The organism is Polaribacter sp. Asnod1-A03 (genome assembly GCF_045063585.1).
In the GTDB taxonomy this organism is placed as follows: domain Bacteria; phylum Bacteroidota; class Bacteroidia; order Flavobacteriales; family Flavobacteriaceae; genus Polaribacter.
The window spans coordinates 2,170,840-2,195,645 of sequence record NZ_JBEFOE010000009.1 but is presented as its reverse complement, the minus strand read 5'-3'; the positions used below and the strand labels follow the sequence as shown (position 1 = coordinate 2,195,645).

The window sequence follows — 24,806 nt, the reverse complement described above, 5'->3', positions numbered from 1 at the left end:
ACCTCTTAAAGAAATTGACTTAACACGACGGTGATTGAGCGGCGTCGAGATCCTTTACTTTACTTGACAAGATAACTTAAAGAGGTGTTTCTAGTACATCTACATGACATTCGGAAGTTTTTTGTAGGTATATCTAAAAAGTTCTCAATACAATTTTTCGTACCTCTAAATTACTCGAACTGACGGATAGGATTATTCTATTTAAATATAACAGAACACCTATAATACCTCTTAAAGAAATTGGCTTAACACGACGGTGATTGAGCGGAGTCGAGATCCTTTACTTTACTTGACCAGATAACTTAAAGAGGTGTTTCTAGTACATCTACATGACATTCGGAGTTTTTTTTGCAGATATATCTAAAAAGTTCTCGATACAATTTTTCGTACCTCCAAATTACTCGAACTGACAGATAGGATTGTTATATGATAGGGTATAAAAAACAAAACAATAGAGATCGAAGTACCTGTGCTGAGCGGAGTCGAAGTGTCTGTATCGAGCCTGTAGAAGTGGAGGAGGAATCTTAGGGTTATTACTCCCTACCCTTCTCGACTCCGCTCGTAGACCATCTTTTTGTGGGTGGGTAATGAAATTTTGAAAATGTTAATGCTTGCCATAATTCTCAACTCCGCTCGAAGACCTTAACTCTATGTGGGCTTTGGAATTGGAGGATTTGGTTATATATTACCTACCTTTCTCGAGGTCACTCTAAGACCATTTTTGTGTGTTAGAATTGTTAAGTTCAAATAACAGACTTTACTGTGTGTTTTTTTTAAATTAACTAACAAAAATAAAAGAGTTAGTACTTTATGGTTTTCTTCTTTTTTCTAATTGGTTACTTACTGCTTCGGCTTTTTCTTCGGTAAGATCGTAGCTTTTCATGATCCACATGGCCGCTAGGGTTCCTAAAATGGGTAAACCTGAGTAAAATAATCTTATCCCCGTTATAGATGCTTCCGAGTTTACAGTGTCTGGCACAAAACCAACCAACCCCATAATTGCCCCCGTTAACAAACCTGCAATGGCAAAACCAAATTTTACCATCCACCAATAAATGGCACCAAAAACCCCTTCTCTACGTTTGCCGGTATTTAGTTCATCAATATCAATCACATCCGAAGTCATAGACATCATTAAGGTAAACAAGCTTCCGATACCAAAAGAGAAAAAAGGCAATGCAAATAGAAATAAGTAAGGTTTACCGGGTACAAATAAAAACCAAAGTAGGATGTAGCCAAAAACCGAAATTCCTTGCGAAACCATAAAGGCTTTCTTTTTCCCCATTTCTTTAGACAATTTTGCCACCACTGGTATCACTAAAAAAGTAGTTGCCAAAGCACCTACACTCCCTAAAAGCGTTGGCCAAAGTCCGGCTGCCGCGGCATCTCCAGCAAATAAGTAATAGACAACAATAAAAAAAGAAAAACCCGCTACCACATTAAATGCATTGTAAATTAAAAAAGTAGCAAAACAGAGTTTTTTAAACTGTTCTATTTTAAAGGCTTCTTTAAAATTAGCAATGATTTCTTTAAAACTGCCTCCAATGGTTTTTAAGGTCAACGGACGCAAGTTTTCATCGTTTTTGGTAGATTTGCTTTTGATAAAAACCGCAGGAACTATCGCCAAAATCGCAAAGACCGTACCTACCCATATCCCTAAGGTTCTGGTGGTTTCTGTAGTAGTACCAAACCAACCATCATCATACATTACCACCCAAAACCAAGGTGCAATTACCCAAGCCCATTGCCCAATCCATTGCGCCACCGCCATAATACTCGTACGTTCATGAAAGTCATCACTCATCTCATAACCCATGGCTACATAAGGCACCGAAAAAATAGTGAGCCCTAAATAAAATGCCAAAGACAAAACTAAAAAATAGATAAAATTATAATTGAGTCCGTTTGCGATATATAATTGCCACAAAAAAGCAAAAGAAACCCCCATAATAATGGCGCCTAAAAACACATATTGTCTACGCCTACCCCAAACAGATTTTGTATTGTCTGAGATAAACCCCATAATAGGATCTGTTATGGAATCGAAAATACGAGGTAGAAAAAATAAAATTGCCCACATCCAAGTTGGAAAGCCATAATTTTGAACCAAAACCACCATAAATATACTTAGTGCAGCCGGAAACATTTGATTGGAAAGCATACCAATACCAAAGGCTACTTTTTGACCAAACGATACTTTAGATGAAGAACCTACCTGAGACATGATTTTTTATTTTTTTGTTGAAATTAAGATGGTTTGCAATGCTTGTGCATCAATATTTATCAATGTTTCTTTTTTATCCAACTGTATTTTAAAGTTCTTTTTTATTTTTCCTTCATTAAAAACGATTACTGCAATGGTGCCATCAGTATTTTCTGCGGCTGTTACTTGCAACTCTTTATCCGAATTTTCGATTCCAATTACTTTTGCTTCTGGTCTTATGTACTTGCTAAAATGTGCCATTGTATAGTACAATGGTGTAAAATAAACTTCGTCTTTGGCAGGATCTACAATTACTGGAGCCACACACCAATTCTCGAACCAATTAGGCCCTCCTTGGGTATCTAAAACCATGTTCCAATCTACCCAACCGTCTACCCAATTGTTTAAACAACCAATAATATCTCTTGCATATCGGTTTACTGGCGCATATTTTGGGTGCAAATGTTTGTCTTCTTCTGGTGCCCAATCATAGCCCCAATCTGTGGCTTTCTTTTGCCAATACCAAGCGTCATTATTCCATTCTGGAACTTGAGAATCGATACAGCCTTCGGTTTCTATTAAATACTTTTCTGGTGCTTTATCATGTGCATATTGCAACGCTTCTGGAAAAACTTCAAAAGTACTTTCATACCAATGGATTGCTGTACCATCAAAATATTTTGAGGAAGCTTCATCTCGATACATCTCGTCTACCCATTCTTTTAAACCTTCTCTATTTTGGTCATATCCTAAAATAATTTTATCTCCATAACCGTCTTTTTCTAATTTCGGCCCTAAGTGAAACTCTACAAAATCCGTCATTTCTTTTGGAGAAAAATGCATGCTTTCCCAATTATTACCATTTCCGTGTGGTTCATTTTCTACCGTAAAACCCCAAATATCAATTCCTTCTTTGTCATAAGCATCTATGTATTTAGAAAAAAATAATGCCCAGGTATCGTAATACTTTGGTAATAATTTACCGCCAACCCACTCATTATTATCTTTCATCCACGGAGCAGCTGTCCAGGGAGAAGCAAATATTTTAAATCCATCTTTAGACGCGTTCATAGCATCTTTAATCATCGGGATTAAATCATCCATATCATCTTTAATGGTAAAATGCGCTAGGTTTACATCCTCTACTACTGGAGAATATGAATACTGATTCAAAGAAAAATCACACGAGTTCATGTGCGTTCTTGTTAATGAGTAATTTGCGCCTTCTTCTGAGAAATATGCCTGAATAATGGTATCTCTATTTTTCTGACTCAATTTATTTAATAAATAAGCAGATGATTCTGTAAATGCACCACCAAAACCTGTAATTGTTTGAAAAGTTTTTTTAGGATTTAGTGTTATGGTAGCTGCATTTTCAACAGGAACAAAATCTGTAATTTGGGTTAACTTATTCCCTGCTTCCGAAGTTTCATAAACCTCTACAGATAATTTATTATCCTTTTGATTACAACTAATCATCACTACTAAAAATAGCGTGTAAAAAAAATAGTTTGTTTTCATTTTTATTATTTTTATCTATTATACTCTGTATTCGGAACCAAAACATCATTCATTAATACGTCTTTATCTCCATTATATGTTTTTGTAATTGACTTTCCTCCTCTTGTTAATCCGTTAAAAACCCCTTTGTCAACTAAATTCCAAATTGGGAATTTTGCTTCTCCTTTTAAAGTGATCAATCCAAAGTGATTTTCCGATCCATTTGGGTTTTCTACATCTTTCCATTGTTCATCAAAAGCTTCAAAATAAAAGCAAGAAATCCCTTCTTTATTCGTCCATTCTCTAAGATGATTGTAATACAACCCTTGCTTATATTCATCACTAGCCCTAGAACCGTTTACGCCATAATATCCGTTAGAAATAGTTGACCAACCTGTTTCACCAATATGAATAGGTTTGTTTACTCCCAAACTTTCCATATAGCTTTTTACAGCATTATATTGCTTTATGGCAAAATTTTTAGACCTTAACATGGCTGCATCAATTTTTTCTTTGTCTGATAAATGAAACTCATTATCGGGTACTTTCCAAAATTCTGAATTGTGGTGAGAATTATGATATGGATATGTATGTGTTGAAATATAATCTACCGCCTTTATTAAATCTTCTAAATCTTTAGTGTGATACAAAGAATCTCCGCCACCCCAACAAGAAAAATCATCTGAACTTGTAATCCAAACATCTTTAGACAACTCTCCCTTTTTCTTTAAATTCTGAAGATAATTTACCCATTTTAAAATCACATTCGGTTGCACAAAATAACTTGCCGCCCATTTTACCATTGCTTCATTACCAACAGCTATTACTTTTACAATGTCTGGGTATTTATTTGCCAAGGCTACAGCTCTTGCTATTTCTCCTTCATTTTCTGGACTTTCAAGATTATGATTTGGCTCTTTCTCTGTCCATGCATTTAAACAATCTATCCAAGCACCCAACATTACATACATTTCAAAATTGGCATCTTCTTTTTTAAGTTGATGGATGGCTTCTAAAACATTGGCAGCATGTGGCAATTTTGGTTGTACGTTATAAGTTCTTAAAATACGAATCCCCATTGCATGCATCAACTTTAAATCTTCTTTTAGTTGAAGAATTGTTGGCTGATTATCTTCTCTTGATTTTCCTCGATAGCCACCATAAGAAATGGCCAAATAATCCGGATTCCCTAAAATTTCTGCAGCAGTTATATTTTTTTCTACTGCTGGTTTAGTTTCTTTTTTAGAATTGCAACTCACACCAAAAGACAATACAATTATTGCAATACCTATATTTAAAATTGATTTCATTTTTTGATGATTAAATGTTGTTTATACATAAATAATTTGAACACCGATTTGTATATGAATCTGTATTTAGACAATTATATTTAGTTTTTTACTTACTACGTAAATGAATCGTTTGAACAGACCTAGGTGCAATTCTAGATGTAAAAGTCTTTGTTTCTAATGCAATCGATACTTCTTTAATTTCTTCATTTTTGTTAAAAATAACAACAGCAATTGAACCATCAGTATTTTTAGCAGCAGTGTATATCAATCCATCTACCTCTTCTCCTTTTACACCTATTCTATGTGCATTAGGGCGAATGAACTTACTAAAGTGACTAAGCAAGTAATAAAGTGGCGTGTATATTACCTCATCAGTAACAGGATTAATAAGTACCGGAGCACTATTAAAGTTGTCGTAAGGATTTGGTTGTCCTTTGTTACTCAAAATACTACACCATTCAATGTATCCTTGAGTTCCATGATTTAAATCTGTAATAATATCGTAAGCATAGGTTTCAAAAGGCACAAAAGTACCTGCATAGTCTGTACTTGCTCTCCAATATTGCCCAATCGGATCATTAGCGTCAATATCGATACTGGATTCCGTATGAATCATCCCTTTGTTTGGCCAAGTTTTTTCTAACTCAGCTAATTCATTTGCATACCAGTTATTTTCTTTTAATTCAGAATTTGTATACCAATGAAAAGCAGTTCCCCAAGCATATTTAGATGCTTTTGGATCTCGGTAGGTTGCTGCAACATAGTCGTTCATTGTCGATTTATTATGATCATAAATCAATACGCGTAATCCAGCATCCAAATCATCAAGCTTAAGATGGCCATCTTTTACAAGTTGAGGACCAAGATGGTCTCTTAAAAAGTCTCTACCTTGTTCAGGAGTAAACCCATTACTATCCCATGCTGCATCATGAGCATGTAGTGGTTCATTCTGTGGTGTTAGCCCCCAAAGAGTAATCCCTTTTTCTTTATAAGCACTTACATATTTTGATAAATATTTAGCCCACAGACCATAATATTTAGGAAGCAAGGTACCATTCGTCATTTTAGCTGTTTCTCCTGTTTTCATCCACGATGGAGGACTCCAAGGCGAAGCAATAATTTTAAAATCTGCACCAGGAATGCTAGATGCTTCTAAAATCATTGGGATAAGATCATAATTTGGATCTATCAATTCAATACCACGTACCTGATCATTTTCATCACCAGAAAACCCTTTTACATCTTCTTGAATACTGAATGTTGAAAGATCTTCATCTCCCTCTTCAATGTATGTGTAGTGGTTGTTTGAATAATCACTACTATTAATATGAGTTCGTGTAAGGGTGAATCCTGCACCTTCAGTTGGACTGAACATTTTAGTTAATACTTCTTTACGTAATTCTACAGGGATAGTAGCCAAATTCCATGCAGATGATTCTGTAAATGAAGCTCCAAAACCGTAATACTTTTGAAATTCTTGATTAGGAAGAAGTTCTATTGTTACTTTTTTTACTTTGGAAGAAGTTGTCTTAGCAACATCACTTACTATTAATTTTAGGTTGTCTCCAGCTTGAGATGTTTGATACACATCTGATACGTACTCTTGATAAGCACTTTTTTGTGAGCAGCTCACAAGTACAATAGACATAACCAGAAATTGTAACCAAGTAATCTTTAGAAAATTCGATTGATTACTCCCTCCTTTATAATTTTCTCTTTTCTTTTTGAAATTAAATATGGTCATTCTTTTCTATATTTCTTTAAATTATTTTTTAACAGCAACTTCTATACGGTCTATTTCACCTGTTCTATCAAACATCTTTTTTGAAATACTTTTATCAAGAATTAAGTTTTCTGTTGTTACTGTTTCTCCATTAATAAAAAATATTTTCACGCTTTCTTCTTCCGATTTTTTATAGATCACTGGTACTTGACAATACGTAAAACAAAGAGAACCTTCTTCCAATTTAATTACCTTAGATTCTTTATTTATTGCTAAATATTTAAAATCTTTAGAACTCTCTATAAATTCACTTGCTCTTAAAAGTCTTGGATTAAAATTGATTTTTCCGTCTTTTACAAAAACACCTAACTCACCAATTCTACTTAAAACATCTTCTTTTACCTGACCCGTCATTCCTGGCTGTTGCGCTCCTTTACCCCCAGGTGTATGAGAATAAGGATCGGTTGGAAATGCACCATACAATTTCGGTGATTTATGTACACCAATTCCGGCTTGTATTTCGTAATAGTGATCTAACAATTGACCAATTAAAGCGTCGTCTTCCTTATTTTTAATTGCCAACAAGCAATTTTCTTGTACGGCTAATAATAATTTAGAAACCATGTGCCAGTATATAGACCCTAAACCTTCGTAACCAAAGAAAGTTCCCGAACGACCTGTAAACGCTTTGTGATTAAAGACTTCTTCGAAGATATTTAGCAACAAATCTGATTCTTTTTCAACCAATTCTGCATATCTTTTAGGTAAAGTCTCTAAGGTTTTTAATAAGCTATTTGCATTATTGAAATTTGCATTGAAATGAAATTTCCCTAAAACGTCTTTAGTAATGATTTGACTATTTTTATCACCCAATAACTTTAACAATAATTCAGAACTTTCTACAGAAGCTTTCGGAATTATATTTTTTTCATCAAAACGTGGTAAATCTTTATTTGGATATAAAATATAACTGTATTGATCTTCTCTAAACAGCGCACTAGCTTTCATACCGTCTAACACTTTTAACGTTTCTTTAGGCGATAAATAACCAGCACTTAAAACGGCCACTTGTCCTTCTAACATTTCCGACAGATAAGAAATAGATACTTCTGTATCCTTTTCTATCGTCATTAAATTATAAGCGTGGTATAAATTATCTGTTCGTTTGTTGGCTTTAATGGTATGCTCTAAATACGCTTTTGTAATGGTAAAAAAGTCTAAAAGTGCTTCTTTTTTTAACGCTGTTTTGTCGCTAGAAAATCCGTTTTGATAAATAGAAGTTCTAAATTTACTTGCCGCTTCACCTAAACCATCTAAAACAGTTTTTCTTTCTGTATCTGAAACTTTACCTGATAATATATTTTTATTCTGATGAAAGGTGGTAACAACTTCATTAAAAAATGTTACCAATTCTGATGAAACCTCAACTTCTTCTGCAGAGGATTTTATCACTACTTTTTCGAAGAAATTAATAAAACGATTTAAGTAATTTAAAGTAACCATAGAAACTCCGTTACCCACCAAAGCATTGTTAGCATCATTCCATTCTGGTCTTTGTGTATTCATCCAAATACCCCCTTCAGGGATAAAGTTAGATACCTTAGCCAAAACGGTTGCTAATAATTTTTCGATTAAATTTACTGTATAAATAGCGTCGTTTTTAGTAGTTAACAAAGCACCATCTACACCTACAATTCCTCTTCTTTCTTCTATACTTGTTTGCGCTTCAAAATCAAAATCAATCGTATCTTTTGGATTCTTTAAAATACTTTGATAGTCTTTTATTTTATAAGGCACATTTGCGTACACAAAAACAGCCTCAGAAAAACGTTTTTCTAATTGATTTGGATAATGATTCTCTATAAATTCTAAAAATTTTAATAAGTAAATTATTTGATGATCTCCCCAATAACCAATGTAAGACCAAGGATCATTTTCTTCAATTACTTCCCAGTCAAAACCACCTTTGGTTACTCTGTAAGGATTGTATCCATCAAAAGTAGTTGCATTTAAGAATTTATGAATCATGCTTTCTATAAACGCAGGATAAGAATGTGCTAAAGTTTCCCAATTTTGAAAAATATCTCGCCAATTCCCCTCGTAATCTAAAATTTTAGAACCATCAATTTCATTTTTAGTATTGATAGAAAACTTGTTCCAAGGTCTACTAGGGTCTCCATGTCTTCTACTAAATTTTAATGGTAAATATTCAAAACACAGTCTTTTAAAGTTTTTATCGGCATCCTTTTCTGCAATTTCTAAAATGGTATTTAGCGTAAATAATGTTGGTAAAGTCCCTAAAACAGTTTCTTTATTCTTGAAAACATTTTTATTTGCTGCACTTATGTATTTTAAAAAATCTTCTTTTTCTATCTTATAATCATCATCAAAAGTACCACCCCTCATTAAATTAAAAAGTGTATTTGCAAAATGTCTTGTATTTATTAAAGAATCATTAGATACCTGTACACCATCGGCAGCACCCGTTAAAGCAATTAAGTTTTTAGTACCAGCCTCTATATTCTTTAGAATGTCTTCTAATAAATTTTCCTCTTTTTTAATCGCTTTAGAAAGCGCTTGAATATCACTAATTGTTTGATTTACGTTGGCTATAAAACACCAATCTTTAGACCCCTTGCTTTCTAAAACAAGATCTGCACTTATAAAATAAGCTCCTTTTTCTGCCTTTACATCTTCTTCTTGATAAATTGCTAACCCTCTCCTAAAATTATCTAATTGCAATGATGACAATAAATAAGTTGGATTTTTAATCCCTAAAGACCAAACAATGTTTGATTTTAAAGCTTCACTTGGTTCTGCTTTATCAACAATAATTGCACTTAAAGCGTAAATACCTAAACCAACTTCTTTTTGTAATTCGCTCTTTTTATAGGCATCTACTAAATTACTATAAGAGTTTTGCAAATCTGTAGTTATATCTGAAGGAATAATATTTTGCAATCCATCTAAAAAAGTAATCTCCACTTTTTCTAGTGAATTATTCACTAAAGTAGATTTTTTCACAAAACCATATTGATCAGAAGAACTCCATTGATATCTAAAAGTGATCTCTAAATCTTCATTAATTTCTTCGAAAATGACCTTATTACCAAAACTGTTTTTATACAAATTTTGTTTTGTTTGATATAAACCAATTTGCCTATGAGAAAAAGGTTCCCATAAATAAGTTTTTCCGTTTTTAGTTACCTGAAAAATAGATTTACTCCCTGTTGTATCTGTAGATTCTGTAATTTTATCATCTGTGTAATAAGGGAATAATGAATGATCACTGTTTTTTCTACCAGCTGTTAAACCTCCGTTACTAGAAATAAACATCCAATGGTTAGAGTCTGAAACAATACTCATAAAAAAAGGTCTCATTTCATTACTATTTGTAATTTTATAATAAACCTCATTTTCGAAATTTATCATTTCTCCTTTTACTTCATGAGTTTGAAAATCTGCTTTATTTTCTCCTAAAAAAATAGTCTTTTTTGTCATCAAAATTATTTTTTATCCTCTGATAATATTCGTTAGAGGTCTTTTATTAGTTGTTATTTTTTTTAGAATATTTTATAATATTCCAATTAGTTAGTCTTTTTTACTTAAACCTTTTTCTGCCTTTAAAACCGCATCGTTTAAATTTATTTTACTAAAATGTTTGGTAATTTTTTTTTGATTAAATCCTTTTGCATAAGGGTTTAGTTGATGAACTTCTTTTAAAGCATAATAAGCTGCTCTTGGCTGTAAACTATAAAAACCTTCTGAATCAGTGGGATTTTTTGCAGTAATACCAAACCATTCTTCATTCATGTTATTACCGCCTTCTTTATAATCAAATTTATAAGCTTTGGTAGCCCAAGATGCATTTTGATCATGTTTATCTAAACCTGTAGTTTGCCCAAATTTCCACCAACCATCACTAAACTGAAAAGTAAAACCTCCAATAGCATTTGATGATTTATCTAAACCTGAAGTATTTTCATAAATTTCTTGCCAGTTTTTAACCATATAAAAGGCTTGCATTTTTTGGTCTTCTTTACCCGTAATAGCATTAAAAGCATCCGCACCAAATTCTGTAAAAAGAATCGGTTTGTTTAATTTCTTTTTTACGGTTTCGAATGCATCTACAAAAGATGCACCTCTGTACATATTGGTACCAAAAACATCTATGTCTTTGCATTCTTCTGCAATAATATCTATATACAAAAGATCTCCATTACAAATAGCTATCGGATGATTTTGATCGATATTTTTTATTTTTAAAGCGGCAGCATTCATTAATTGATACAACGCTCTACCTCTCGTTTCTCCTACTTTTTTCTTGTCTGCTTCATCATCCGGAAAATCTTCCGTTTCTGATCCTGCCCAAAAAAGTCCGTAGTTATTTTCGTTTCCTAAAAGATATAACAACAAACCAGGAGTGTTTTTGTATGCTTTTGCCAAGGCTTCTACCTCACTTAACAAAACACTTTGTGCCTTTTTATCTGCATAGTCTGTTGCTTCTATCCAATTTCCATTTAAAGAATATCCATATCTACCAAAAGAGTGATTTAACATGGTATAAATACCATGATTTTTATAGATATAAGAAATCCATTTGGGTTGAATTCCACTGTAAACACGAATTGTATTTACTCCCATTTCTTTTAACAAAGACATTTCTGTATCCAATGCTATTTTAATAAAATCATCTGGTTGCTCCCATAAGCTGTATGTAAAATTGGTTCCTATTGGAAAATAATCCCAATTCATTCCATTAATCATAAAATCTTTTTCATTTACAACTAATTTTATTCCTTCTTCATTATTTAGAATAGAAACAGTGTCCTCTTTTTGTGCACAAGCATTAAAGGTGAATAAAAAAAGAAAAGTTGATACTAGAATGCTTTTCATAACTGAAATTTGTGGTTAGATAAAAGAAAAGGTCAGCCAAATAAAACTGACCTTAACGAAACAATTAACAAAAATGTTTTATTGATACACTTTAACGTAATCAATTTCCATAGTATCTTCTGTAAATATATCTGGTATTTCTCCTCCTAAAGTACCCCCCATGGCAACATTTAGAATTAAAAAGAAATCTGTATTAAAAGGCAAATCTGAACTATTTGTCATTTCATAAAACTGTACATCATCTAAATAGATTTTAATAGCAGCATCTGTCCATTCTAAAGTATATAAATGAAACTCAGAAGATGCGTTTGCAACGGAAGTAGTTTCACCATAACTTGCATTTGAAGAACTTGCTGCATCTAACCAATGCAAAGTACCTAAAGATGTATTTTTATCTGCACCTGTTTGTTCCATAATATCGATTTCTCCACATGTTGGCCATCCAACAGTTGGAAAATTAGAACCTAACATCCAAATTGCTGGCCAAGTTCCTTGAGAAGCTGGTAATTTTGCTCTTACTTCTACTCTACCATAAGTAAACTTATACAATCCTTGAGATTTTAATCTTGCAGAAGTATAACCTCCATTTCCATCTGCTTTAGCAGTAATAATTAAGGAACCATTTTCTACTTTTGCATTTTCTGTAGCATCTGTATACGTTTGAGACTCTCCATTACCCCAACCACCTGCACCTAGGTCGTAAGTCCAATTTGCTACATCTGGAGCTCCATCTGTATTAAAATCATCTTCCCAAACTAAGTTATTGTATTCATAATCTACAGACACAACACCTTCTACGGGTTTTGTAGACGTAAATCTATGATACCAAGCTGCACCAGTACCAGTTGCAGGGTCTTCTATAACTCTAACAATCATTTCATCGTCCGTTAAAGAAATAATATCATAAGTACTTGTACCTACATACCATCCCATAAAACCTCCATCAGATATTTCAAATGTAGTTTGTCTATATGGTTCATCATCAAAAGACCCTTCTAAAGCAGCTTTAGATGATGATGGTGCAAAAGTTACATTTTTAACACCATACATAGTAGTTACTACCGTTTCATCATAACATTGATCTCCATCAATTCCAATATAACCAGCATAAGTACCTGGTATAAATGCAGGACCCGCAGTTTGCTCAAAAGTCATTCCATCTTGTGTTGTTGTAAACACAAACTCATTATTTTCAGAGAAACAACTTCTATCTTCTGCCCATGCATCAGGTCCTGGCCACCAAGCTCCGTATGCAAATTCTCCATTTCCATAATCATCTGTTACTGGACCCATACTAATAAAACCTGATTCATTTGCTTGCCAATACCAAGTTTTACGATCACCTATTTCTGAACCTGCCAAAAACTTTACAGCTTCTAAGTCTTCAAATGCGCTATAAACGGTAAGATCTACTGAAGTTGTAGAAGTTGAACCCCCTGTACCAATAGCTGTTACTATTACTGTATAGGTATTTATATCTGTAAGACTAAATCTTTTTGTTACTACTCCAGAAGGAACAGACTCTATCTCTGTACCATCACCATAATTAAATTTATAACTTATAGCATTTTCTGCTGTTACTTTAAAATCTACAAACCCAGTACCATCTCCATAAGGATTATTGTCGTCTACACCCATAATATCAGTAGATACAACAATATTGGAAGGTGCAATTATATCTCCAAATTCATACTCTTTTTCTTGACAACCAAAGAAAGCTGTCATAACAGAAAATAGAACTATATAAATATTTTTCATTTTTTTCATTATTATTATTTTAGAATTGTGATATATCGTCTAAATAAATGGTATAATTAGAAGAACCATCTCCTGCAGTACCATTATCCATTATTAAAACCAAGTTTGTAAAATCTACAGAAGTACTTATTCCTGAAAAATCAAAAGTTAACTCTTCCCATTCATTTGCAACAGTAGTTGTTGCTGTTATTTCTGCAGAAGCCACTGTGTTTGGCCACGGAGTAGCATCCTCAAATTTTAGTAATAAATTTAAACCTGCTCTTGGAGACCAAACTTTAACCTTAACACTGGTTTCTCCTGTAAAACTAAATGGTGTAGGAACTGTAATTTTAGATCCTGCCCAAGTTTGTCCTGCATTTTTAACAAGTTGCGCAACCATAGAAGATGAATTTCCATTTATATCTGGATTTGCAACTACAGAGAGCTCGCCTCCATCAAAAGAACTAAATTCATAATCGGGTTCAAAATCTAATTTTGGGCTTGTAGAAATATCATCTATATATATTGTATAATCTGAAGAACCATCTCCTGCAGTACCATTATCCATTATTAAAACTAAATTGGTAAAATCTACTGAAGTGCTTATTCCAGAAAAATCAAAAGTTAACTCTTCCCATCCATTTGCAACGGTAGTTGTTGCTGTTATTTCTGCAGAGGCAACTGTATTTGGCCACGGAGTAGCGTCTTCAAATTTTAGTAATAAATTTAAACCTGCTCTTGGAGACCAAACTTTGGCTGTTACTGTTGTATTAGACACATCAAATGGAGTAGGAACGGTGATCTTAGATCCTGCCCAAGTTTGTCCTGCATTTTTAACAAGTTGTGCAACCATAGAAGATGAATTTCCATTTGTATCTGGATTTGCAACTATAGAAATATCTCCTCCATCAAAAGAACTTAATTCAAAATCACTTTCAAAAGTTAATGGAGTAACACCTGTAACAGGAGTTGATGATGCTTTATAGAAATATAAATTATCTATAAAAACCGATCCTGCTCCCACAAATTTAAATTGCTTTAAATCTGAAATAACTAATCCTTGATCTGTAAATTCTGCTAAAGGAATTTCAAAACTATTCCATTGATCAGCTACTAATTCTTTAGTTACAAAATATTCTGCTGATGAAGAACTAATTGGATAAATATCTATTGAAGTAGCATCTGCTGTCCAAACATCTATATGAAGTGTTTCCATAGAAGAAACATCTTGTACATTTGTAGCAAAATCAATTCCTTGATAGTTTAAATTACTATATTGAATCATAGCATCTCCATTTAAGTCAAATGCTGTATAAATAGTTTGCTGCCCCCAATTAGGGTTGTAATCGATATCTGAAATATCTGTATAAGCATCACTAAAAAGAGATATTACATCTGAAGCATTTCTTGGTGAAGGGGTACTTGCAGAAGACAATGGAGCTAAAATTGCAGTTACTTCAAATTCTGTGGTATATTCAGTAGTTTCAATTGCTCCACCCATTGCTACAACTTTTACAGAATAAGTTCCTGCCTCTGTATATTGATAAGAAAGTGCGTCTGCTATATTACCAGAAATCACGGGTTGATCTACACCTGTTTCTCCAGAATAAAACTCATAAGTTACAGCAAAATCTGCATTTGCTGTAATATTTACCAATTTTGAAATGGCAAGATCATTTTCTATTGTTACTACAAGATTTTCTGGTGCCTTAAAAGAAACTACCAAATCTTGTGTAACTTCAGCTGTATCTGCTTTGGCATTATAAGCTACAACTTTTACCTGGTAACTTCCTTCATCATATGTATGCTGTACATTGCTACCAGCTATCACATTTTCTGGCTCTGTTGTTGTGTCTCCAAAATAAATATCAAAAGAAGACGCCCCTTCTGCTGTTGGAGTTATTGTAACCAAACCACTATTGTCTTGTGTAATAGTATACACAGCTGCAACGTTGGTTGGTACAGCAATACTATCTAAAAAACTAGTATCGCCAAAATCTTCTTCATTACAACTCCAAATTAAAGCAGTAACAAGTATAAGACTTAAAATATATTTAAATGTTTTCATAATTTGTTTTTATTTTTTTAGTACCCTTCGTTTTGCGATAAACCAGAAATATCAATTTCTCTTTGTGGAATAGGGAACAAACCTTTAGTTGCTGTACTATAACCACTACCTAAAACACTAGAGGCTTGACCAGTTCTTACTAAATCGAAAAAACGATCTCCTTCCATACCTAATTCTAATCTTCTTTCATCCCAAATAGCTTGCACAGTTGCTGGAACTCTATGATCAACATCTCCAAAAGCTCTATCTCTTACTAAATCTAAATAGGTTTGAGCTTTTGCTGCACTACCTGAAGATCCACGTAAATTTGCTTCAGCCGCCATTAACAAAACATCTGCATAACGAATTATTCTTTGATTATTTTCATAATTTAATTCGATTTGACCACTAGTTTGTCCTTTTCTTGGTAAATACTTTTTATTATACAAATCTGTATTTTTGTATGGGGCAACTTGGTAGGTTACATTAAGACTTGGGTTATTAGCTGCATAAGCTGCTACATCAAAACAAGTAGCGTCTTTTCTTTGATCTCCTTCTTCATAAGCGGCTGCTAAATCTTGGGTTGGTAAATTTGTACTCCAACCAGAATTATAAGGCATATCTGCAGAACCATTTATACCTCTAACGCCACATTGTTGAACCGCATAATTTCCTTGACCTCTTGTTTGTCCACCCCAATTATAATAAGGCGAACCATTTGAATATTGAATTTCGTACACAGATTCTGGTCCATTTTCTCCTTCTAATAAGAAAATATCATCAAAATTTGAAACTAAACTAAAAGGACCGTTGACAACGTTTTCTAACATAGGAGCTGCTAAATCAAATTTTTCTTGATATAAATACACTTTTCCTAATAAGGCTTGCGCTGCGTATTTTGTGATACGTCCTTTTTGTGTAGCTGTAGGAGACAATACCTCTATAGCATCTAATAGATCTGTTTCAATTTGCGCATAAACATCTGCTTGAGGAGCTCTTTCAAAACCTCCAAAATCAGCAATACCTAATTTTCTGTCAGTAAATAAAACTACATCACCAAACATTCTTGTTAAGTTAAAATAATAATACGCTCTTAAAAAAAGAACTTCACCAAAGAGTGCTTCTTTACCATCAAAACTTACAGTGTTTCCTAAAAGATTAACATCTTTATATTTTAATAGATAATTTGTTCTATTTACACCTTCGTAAGCAGATTTCCATAAATCTTCTAACGTACTATTATTTGCCAAAAGTTGATAATCATAATCATCTATATTCTGCAATGTAAGTACATCAGAAGCATTTTCACCTCCTGCTACTGAATTGTCTGATGCAATATCTCCAATAACCATAATTCCATTTAACCATTGTGATGGCGTATAGCAACTTACTGCCATTGTTTGATAGTCTGACGCTGTTTGTAAATAATCTATTTCTGTTACAGCATATTCGTCATGCGGGTCAAATTCGATAACATCTGAACAACCAACAAAGATTGAAAGCATTATAATTAACCCAATACTATTTTTTATATTTTTCATACTAATATATTATTTGGATGTTAAAATTTAAGGTCTAAACCAATAAGAAATGTTCTTGCTTGTGGGTAAGCACCTCTATCTATACCTGTATCTAAAATACCTCCAGAAATTTCAGGATCTAAACCAGCGTAATCTGTAAGTGTTAACAAGTTTTTTGCTTGTGCATAAACACGTACTTTTCTAAAGAATTTATTTGAAGTTTCTGGTAATGTATAACCTAAAATTAAACTTTTAATTTTTACAAAACTTCCATCTTCTACATATCTATCTGAAGGTCTAATATTACTATTAGTATCTGCAAAAGTGTAACGTGGATTTTTAGCATCATTCGTGGTTCCTTCTCCTGTCCATCTGTCTAATATACTTCTATCTTTATTTGTATAAAGTGCATTACGCTCATAGGCTCTAAAAATATCATTTCCTACAGAAGCATACGTAAACATACTTAAATCGAAATTTTTATATTCAAAACCTAAATTCCAACCTAAAGTAAATGCAGCAAATGGGTCTCCAATATTTGTTTTATCATCATCATTAATAATACCATCATTATTATAATCTACAAAACGAATATCTCCTGGCTCTGCACCTGTTTGAGTTGCGTGTGCACCTATCTCTGCTTGGTTTTGAAATAAACCATCTGTTTTAAAACCATAAAAATAACCCGGTGAAAAACCTTTTTCAAATCGTGTAGCATCGTGTGATTGACCATTAAAATAAGATCCTCCCGATATAAATGCGGTACCATCACTATTTGTTTCTGTTACTAAATTTTCTGATGTTGTAAATGTTATTGAAGTATTAAATTTAAAATCTTCTTTATCTATATTATATCCTAAAGTTAAGTCTATACCTTTACTTTCTGTACTACCAATATTTGCTTTCACAGGCTCTGAAGTACCTGCATAAAGTGATGGTGCGTCTGTAAATAATAAACCATCTACGGATTTATTAAAATAATCTGCAGTAATTGAAATACTATTAAAAAATCTAGCATCAAAACCAATGTTATATTGTGTTTGCTCTTCCCAACTTAATGTTGGATTGCTAAATGAATTTACAGTAGCACCTGAAACAAATTCAGATCCAAAAGTATACCCATTACTATTTGCTGTAGAATTATAACTTGGTCCACCTACAGTTATACTTACATATTGTGGATCTACGTTTTCATTACCTACAGTACCGTAAGAACCTCTCACTTTTAGAAAATCAACAGCTTCCGAGTCGAAAAAATCTTCACTAGAAACGACCCAACCTAAAGAACCCGCGTAGAAGTTTGCAAATTTATTATCATTACCAAATGCGATGGATCCATCACGTCTTGCAGAAAATGAGGCTAAATACTTGTCATTATAATCATAGTTAACCCTACTAAAATAAGATAAATTTCTACGTTCTAAATTTTGATAACTATATCCTGTATATGCATTCGTATTTAATTCTGTATTAATTCCTGTAGCTGCACTAATATCTGCCCAAGCCCAAGAATTATCTCTAACATCTTGTCTTGTTGTACCAATTCCATCTCCTGTAGACTTACTCGTTGAAATTCCTAAAACAACATCAAAATTATGTTTTTCTTGTAACTTAAAATTATAACTCGCAAAAGTTTCAAACGTATAACTAAAAGTAGAAACTTCAGATTCTGTAACACTATTATTATATGTTGGAATTATACTTGTTGTACCATCTCCATTATCTATTGTTTGCATTGGCACTGTTCCGTCAGGTAAATATTGACTAGAGACATTATTAGGACCATAATATGCTAATGGACTAAAACTTTTACTAACTTGATCCCATTTGGTATATCCAAAACGAGATGTAACTTTAAGATTCTCTAAAACATCATATTGTAACTCGAATTTACCATATAACTTATCTCCATTGTTCTCATTATACGTATCATCTAATCTTTGAATAGGATTAAAAATTTCTGATAACAATAAGTTACTGTAACCATAAGTTGCAAAATCATTAGCATCATTATTATAAACAGAAACCGTTGGATCAAAATTGATAGCATTCCCTAGAATAGAATTAAAAGAATTCTCAGCAACTGATTTACTTTTTATATTCGCGTAACTTGTGTTAAGTATAAATTTTACCTTAGGTGTTAATTGAACATCTATATTAGCTGTGAAGTTGACTCTATTAAAATTAGACTTTTCATCTCCTCCTACAACACCGCCTTGACTTAAGTAACCTGTAGAGAAAAAGTAACCAATATTTTCAGAACCACCTCTTGCAGAAAAAGTATGAGATGTTACTGAAGCATCTTTAAAAATTTCGTCTTGCCAATCTGTACCTTTTCCTAAATTAGAAATATCGGAAAAAATTAACTCACCTCCTGCAGCAACACTACCTTCATTTGCCATAGCAGCATATTCAGAAGCATTTAACAATCCAATTTTTTGAATTACAGATTGAAAACCCGTATAAGAGTTTAAGCTAAATTCTGCTTTTTGATTTTTTCTACCTCCTTTAGTGGTAACAACAATTACACCATTACCCCCTTTAACACCATAAATAGCTGTTGATGCAGCATCTTTTAAAATATTAAGTGATTGAATATCTGACGAATTAATAGAATTTAAATCATCTAACGATTGAGGCACACCATCTATAATAACTACAGGATCTGTTCCAGAAAAAGAAGGAATACCACGTATAAGTACAGTTGGTTTACTACCAGGAGAACCACTTTGAATTACAGAAACTCCAGATGCACTACCTTGTAATGCTTCTTCTACTCTTAATGGTTTTAATTTTTCGATCGATTCTGATTTAACGGTAGAAATCGCTCCAGAAACAGTCGTTACTTTTTGCGTACCATAACCAATTACTACAATTTCCTCTAAAGTTTCGGCCGCTTCTTCTAAAGAAGCATTTATTGTTTCTTTATCAACTAAAACTTCTTTTATGGTATATCCTAAATAATTAAATACAAGCGTTACTCCTTTTTCTACTTTATTAAGACTATAAAGTCCATCAAAATCAGTTTGAGTTCCAACTGTTGTTCCTTTAATTAATATACTTACTCCAGGCAAGGGATCACCTGTTTTTGCATCTTTAACAACACCCTTTACATTTATAGTTTGTGCATTTGCAAAAAAACCTATAAGTAAAAGGAGTAATAATGTGATTTTTTTTCTCATGAATAAAGGTATTTATTATTTCATGATAAAATTAAAGTTAATTATTAGTTAAATCGCAAAAACAACCCCTACAAAAAACATACATCATAAATTTATCTAGTAAAAATCATAAAAACCCCAATAAACACAAGGTTTTATAAATGTGATAAAAATTAACTTAAATAGATACAAAATTATCTTTGTTGTGGTTATGTATGGGTAAAAAAATGAAATGTTTGGGAGTTTACATCTCTAAAATGTAGTTTGTTAAATTAGAATCATGTGGTAATTCCATTTTTTTTCTTAATCGATATCTTTTAACTTCTACACTTCTAGTAGAGATATTTAATAAAGGAGCAATTTCTTTAGAAGTAAGGTTTAATCTTAAGTAAGCACAAAGTCTTAAATCGTTTGGTGTTAAAGTTGGATGTTTCTCTTTTACTATTTTTAAAAAATCTTTATCGGCATTATTAAATGCTTCCTGAAACATATTCCAATCATCTTTATTGTTCAAATTTTTATCAATAATCTTTACTACTTTATTAATACTATTTGCATCCCCTTTAATCAATTCAATTTTAATCATATTTAAAAAGTCATTCTTTTTTATAATATTCATAGTAGAAGTCGCCAATTCTCTATTCTTACTTTCTATATCATTTTTTAACTTTTCATTATTTAACTTTATAATTTGTTGAGAGTTTTCTAGTTCTTTTAATTCTGATTCTTTATTTGTTTTTTCTAATAATTCCTCTCGTTGCTTTCTATAATATCTCTTAGACGCTGCATGCACCAGGTAAAAGGCAAATAAAAACAACACCACGTATAGTATTATTAACAAATTAGATAAGTACCATGGCCTATTAACATTAAAATTATAAAGAGCTTCATCACCAATTATTTCTCCATTTACAATAGCTCTAACCTTAAAAGTATAACTACCATAAGACACGTTTTCAAACAAAACAGATTCCGAAGTTAATGGATTACTCCATTGTTCGCTTTTACCAGATAAGAGATACTGGTATTTAATATCAATAAACTTACTGTAATTAGGTACACTATAAAAGAATTCAAAATTATTTTCTTTATATAAAAATTCTTGTTTTGCAGTTAAATCTACTCTTACTTTTGGTTTATCTAATACAAAATTATTTACCTTATTAATTTTAAGATCAAATTCCCTTTTTATAGCCAATCTGTTTAAATCAATAATAATGTAACCGTTAGATGTACCAATAAGGTATTTGTTTTTACCTAAGTGAATAATATTTTCATACCCATAAGCTGCTTTAGGCATAGAACTGGAAAATGGGATGCTCTTAACAGTAGGTTTATCACTTAATTTACCTGGTCTTAAATATTTAATACTACTCTTAGAAAAAGACCATAAAATATTATTATGCTTGCTAAAAATTAATTCTCCTGAAGTAAAGTTTTCTTCTGATATTAACTGACTATAAATAGAATCTCTTTTAAAAAACTCCTTCTCTTTATCATATAAAAAGACTCCTTTTTTACTTGTATATAATATTTTATCTTGATAAGAAATAAGGCTTGAATGCAAACCTTTAGTAATTGATTCTTCTTTACTTAAACTTATTACCTTTTTGTAATCTTCATCTAAAACAACTTTAAAAACACCTTTATACTCATGATTTACAAAAAATTTATGAGTATCGTATTTAACAAAGTATTTACTTGAATTCTTAAAACCATCAATCTTACTCCTTAAAGACCATTTATTATCTACTTTCTTTAAAATATACAAACCATCATAAGAACCTTGAAGTATAGTATTATCGTCTATTTTACTCAACCGCCATGTACCTTGTTTATTAAAAATTAGGGTAGAAACATCATTATTTACTAAAAACGTACCAGAAGTATGACCGCAGAATAATTGTTTATCAATTATTGATAAACTCCAAACTTGTCCTTGGGTATTTTTTACTAATTTAAATTTACCATCTGAGTTTTCCTTTCTATAAAATAAACCTTGATTTGTTCCTAAATACAGATTATCATTATAAATAATAGAAGCGTAAATTGTACCTATAAAATTTACTTTGTTCGTATAAAGTTTAATGGGAGAATTGTTATTAATACAATTAATTCCATTGTCTAAACCCAACCAAATATTACTGTCTATATCTTCAAAAACCGAAAGCAGCGTATTATTATTTAAACCTGTACTCTGAGTAATTTGATAATCTACAACACCGTTACTCTTTAAGTAGATAAATCCATCAGAAATAGTACCCAAAGCATAATCTTTATTGTTAACCAACTTAGCACTGTAAACTGTTACTTTATTAAGAATAGATTCTGATGGGGTTTCCCATTTTGTAAGTGCATTATTTTCTAAGTAAAAAAAACCTGATTTCTGAGTTAAGACCAATATTTTATCTTCTTTACTAAAAAACTCTACAACTACACCTTCTTTTAAAATTTTATGATCAGATACTAATTTAGCAACACCATTTTCTATTTTAAAGACCCCTTTATTTTCTTCTTGAAAATATACAACCCCGTTTACTTTCGATAACTTATGTAATCTATAGTCAGAATTGATAATTTTAATCTCTTTATTCTCTAAATTATAGAGATAAATTCTTTCTAAGGTTTTAAACAACACCCAATTATCTATTTCTAATATATTCCAAACTTGCTCATCTTCAAGCATCTCTACACCTTCATTCTTTACAATCGAAGTAAATTCTAATACGCCAAAATTATTTTTTTGCCAAAAGCCAAAATCCATATAAAAGCCTGTGTAAATTTTATCATTTACAACTTTTACACTTCGCATTATTGTTTCATTAGGCGTCGGATATAATTGCCAACTTGCTCCGTTAAATTCTAATAACCCTTTATTATTGGCAACGTATATAAATTTATTTTTAGACTGGGTAATTGCCCAGTTTTGGTTTTCTGCTTTATATTCTTTGGGTGTGTAAGTATTTATAGGTGGCAACTCTTGTGCCGAACACAAATAAGAAAGAAAAGTAAAAAATAAAATAAATAAACCTCTAAGCATGTTTAATTCAGTAATGTTTGGTTACTAAATTACACCAAATAATACAAAGTGTAACTGCAAATAAAGTTTTTTACTTGTATAAAGATTCTATAAGAGCTCAATTAATATTATCACTATCATAAAATAAACCATTATAAAAAATTAATTATATAAATATGATAGATTAAATATTAAGAATAATCAACCATTACGTATTTATTATAAAAATCAACTTAACATTTATCATGTTTTGAAAATAAAAAAGAAGATAATTTTGCTTTGAAAAATTAATAGTTTTGAAGAAAAAAATCATCATCATTGCAGTTCTATTAAATGGATTTATTTCATTTTCGCAAGAACATTTTAAACATTTTAGAGTAAGCCCTGTCTTAAGCCAGACTTACATACCAATAGCAACAAATGAAGGAGATAAAACTGTAATAGTCCCTTCTTTTGGTCTAGATTTAGAATATTGGTTTAATGAAGAATGGGGGTTGGGGTTGCATAATGATATCGAATTAGAAACTTTTGAAATCGAGAAAGATCATGAGCTTTATATAGAAAAAGAATACCCCGTAGTTTTAACCTTAGATGCTTTATGGAAATTCAACAAAAACTGGGTTTTAGTTTTAGGGAGTGGAGTTGAATTCGAAAAAAACGAAAAACTATTTGTCATTAGAACTGGTATTGAATATGAAATTGAATTCGGTAATCATTGGGATGTTGCTCCTACTATATTTTACGATTATCGAGTAAATCATTTTAACACCTGGTCTTTAGGAATAGGAATTGGAAAACGTTTTTAAGCACTACTATAGATAGAATGTCTTATTTTTGATTTCTACATTAAAAATAATATGACAATTCAAGATTTAGTTGGTACATTTTCTATCATTGGCAGCAATCAAGACGGAGAAGAAAACACCTATAAAGGAGAACTTTATTTATCATTAGACACCAACAATAGAATTATTGCTAAGTGGATTATCAACAACACTCAAGAACAATTGGGCAATGGTTTTTTTAAAGACAACATACTTGTTATTAACTTTAATTATGTTGGTTTCGAAAACAAAATATACAAAGGCACAGTTGTTTATAAGTGCTTAAATAAAGATATTTTAGAAGGTTTCTGGTCCGAAGAACTTGGAAACCCTAATTATTTAGGATCAGAAAATTGTTTTAGAATTAAAGAAGCCAAACAGCTTTTAGATTGAGTATTTATTTATTTTGTCTTTTAAGGTAAATATTATATACCAAACCAGACAGAATTAAAGCGACACCTAACAACGCCCAATAATTATAAGTTTCTTCAAACCAAAAAACACCTAAGCGTAAAAATAAAACCTCTATAAAAATTGGTGTAAATCTTATCTTTTAGAACCTTTTTAGGTCGTATAATTGTTTATCATTGGGTGTTTGGATATAACTACCTATTTACCCCATTAAACTCTAATAAGCATTTATTATTAGCAACATAATAAATTTAATTTCCGCTTGAGAAATTCCCCAATTTTGATTTTCTGCTTTATACTCTTTTAATATATCGCTATTAATTGGTGGTAATTCTTGCCTAAAAAATTGAAACAGAAATTAGAAATAATAAGTAAAAATAATTCTATACAGAACTAACAAAATAATGTTAGCTTATTACATTAAATATTCTAAAAGAAAGATTAGCATGCTTCTATTATACTTTTTGTATAAG

The 24,806-nt window shown here is 31.7% G+C and carries 13 protein-coding genes; 2 read left to right on the top strand and 11 right to left on the bottom strand.

What is annotated here, in order from left to right:
* Positions 1-808: 808 nt before the first annotated feature.
* From ACJJVY_RS10105 to ACJJVY_RS10055, 11 genes are all read right to left on the bottom strand, one after another.
* Positions 809-2,224 carry an MFS transporter gene (locus tag ACJJVY_RS10105; protein WP_405607742.1) on the bottom strand — a complete coding sequence of 472 codons (1,416 nt, stop codon included), beginning with the start codon at positions 2,222-2,224 and terminating at the stop codon, positions 809-811.
* Between the two features lie 6 nt (positions 2,225-2,230).
* Positions 2,231-3,682, bottom strand: coding sequence for a glycoside hydrolase family 30 protein (locus tag ACJJVY_RS10100; protein ID WP_405611638.1), 1,452 nt, complete (start codon positions 3,680-3,682; stop codon positions 2,231-2,233).
* Positions 3,683-3,735: 53 nt separating this feature from the next.
* A complete protein-coding gene (locus tag ACJJVY_RS10095; protein WP_405607739.1) occupies positions 3,736-5,013 on the bottom strand; it encodes a glycosyl hydrolase family 17 in 1,278 nt (425 codons plus the stop codon).
* 88 nt (positions 5,014-5,101) lie between these two features.
* The gene (locus tag ACJJVY_RS10090) at positions 5,102-6,643 is read right to left on the bottom strand and encodes a glycoside hydrolase family 30 protein (RefSeq protein WP_405607736.1); all 1,542 of its coding nucleotides are present in this window, start codon (positions 6,641-6,643) and stop codon (positions 5,102-5,104) included.
* Between the two features lie 117 nt (positions 6,644-6,760).
* Entirely contained in the window at positions 6,761-10,219 is a 3,459-nt protein-coding gene (locus tag ACJJVY_RS10085) for a hypothetical protein (RefSeq protein WP_405607733.1), read from the bottom strand.
* A 90-nt stretch (positions 10,220-10,309) separates the two neighbouring features.
* A complete protein-coding gene (locus tag ACJJVY_RS10080; protein WP_405607730.1) occupies positions 10,310-11,614 on the bottom strand; it encodes a glycoside hydrolase family 2 TIM barrel-domain containing protein in 1,305 nt (434 codons plus the stop codon).
* A 78-nt stretch (positions 11,615-11,692) separates the two neighbouring features.
* Positions 11,693-13,381 (bottom strand): family 16 glycosylhydrolase, encoded by a 1,689-nt coding sequence (locus ACJJVY_RS10075; RefSeq protein ID WP_405607727.1) that lies wholly within the window; start codon positions 13,379-13,381, stop codon positions 11,693-11,695.
* Between the two features lie 10 nt (positions 13,382-13,391).
* Positions 13,392-15,419, bottom strand: coding sequence for a PKD domain protein (locus tag ACJJVY_RS10070; RefSeq protein WP_405607724.1), 2,028 nt, complete (start codon positions 15,417-15,419; stop codon positions 13,392-13,394).
* Positions 15,420-15,436: 17 nt separating this feature from the next.
* Positions 15,437-16,939 carry a RagB/SusD family nutrient uptake outer membrane protein gene (locus tag ACJJVY_RS10065; RefSeq protein ID WP_405607721.1) on the bottom strand — a complete coding sequence of 501 codons (1,503 nt, stop codon included), beginning with the start codon at positions 16,937-16,939 and terminating at the stop codon, positions 15,437-15,439.
* Positions 16,940-16,959: 20 nt separating this feature from the next.
* A complete protein-coding gene (locus ACJJVY_RS10060) occupies positions 16,960-20,100 on the bottom strand; it encodes a SusC/RagA family TonB-linked outer membrane protein (protein WP_405607718.1) in 3,141 nt (1,046 codons plus the stop codon).
* A 223-nt stretch (positions 20,101-20,323) separates the two neighbouring features.
* On the bottom strand, positions 20,324-23,119 hold the full coding sequence (locus ACJJVY_RS10055; protein ID WP_405607715.1) for a triple tyrosine motif-containing protein: 2,796 nt from the start codon (positions 23,117-23,119) through the stop codon (positions 20,324-20,326).
* 275 nt (positions 23,120-23,394) lie between these two features.
* On the opposite strand from ACJJVY_RS10055, the gene ACJJVY_RS10050 reads away from it, so the two are divergent.
* Both ACJJVY_RS10050 and ACJJVY_RS10045 read left to right on the top strand, forming a co-directional pair.
* Positions 23,395-23,904 (top strand): hypothetical protein, encoded by a 510-nt coding sequence (locus tag ACJJVY_RS10050; RefSeq protein WP_405607712.1) that lies wholly within the window; start codon positions 23,395-23,397, stop codon positions 23,902-23,904.
* A gap of 51 nt (positions 23,905-23,955) precedes the next feature.
* Positions 23,956-24,315 (top strand): hypothetical protein, encoded by a 360-nt coding sequence (locus ACJJVY_RS10045; protein ID WP_405607709.1) that lies wholly within the window; start codon positions 23,956-23,958, stop codon positions 24,313-24,315.
* Positions 24,316-24,806: the final 491 nt, after the last annotated feature.